General features: G+C 63.3%; 1 protein-coding gene. It reads left to right on the plus strand.

Going from position 1 to position 570, the window contains the following annotated elements:
- The coding region (locus tag H0241_RS35305; protein WP_181062297.1) for an MFS transporter at positions 1-570 on the plus strand (570 nt) is incomplete at both ends.

The following is a 570-nucleotide window of genomic DNA, read 5'->3' on the forward strand; positions in this document are numbered from 1 at the left end:
GCGCTGGTGGATCATCGTGCTGGTGTGCCTGGGCACGATCGTCAACTATCTGGCGCGTAACTCGCTGGGCGTGCTGGCGCCCACCCTCAAGAGCGAGCTGGGGATGAGCACCCAGCAGTATTCCTACGTGGTGGCGGCCTTCCAGGTCGGCTACACGATCATGCAGCCGGTCTGCGGCTTTATCGTTGATCTGGTCGGTTTGCGTATCGGCTTTGCACTGTTTGGTGTGTTGTGGTCGTTTGCCGGCGTGCTGCATGCGGGCGCCACCGGCTGGCTGTCGTTGGCGGGTTTCCGCGCCTTGATGGGGCTGACCGAAGCCGCGGCCATTCCGTCCGGCATGAAGGCGGTGGCCGAATGGTTTCCGGACAAGGAAAAGTCCGTCGCCGTCGGCTGGTTCAATTCGGGCACCTCGCTGGGTGCGATGTTGGCGCCGCCGCTGGTGGTCTTCCTGCATCTGCGTTACGGCTGGCAGTCTGCATTTGTGGTGACTGGCGCCATCGGCTTCCTGTGGGCCGCGCTGTGGTTTGCGTTCTACCGTTCGCCAAAAGGCCATGCCGCGCTGTCCGATGC

The organism is Mesorhizobium neociceri (genome assembly GCF_013520985.1).
GTDB lineage: Bacteria > Pseudomonadota > Alphaproteobacteria > Rhizobiales > Rhizobiaceae > Mesorhizobium > Mesorhizobium neociceri.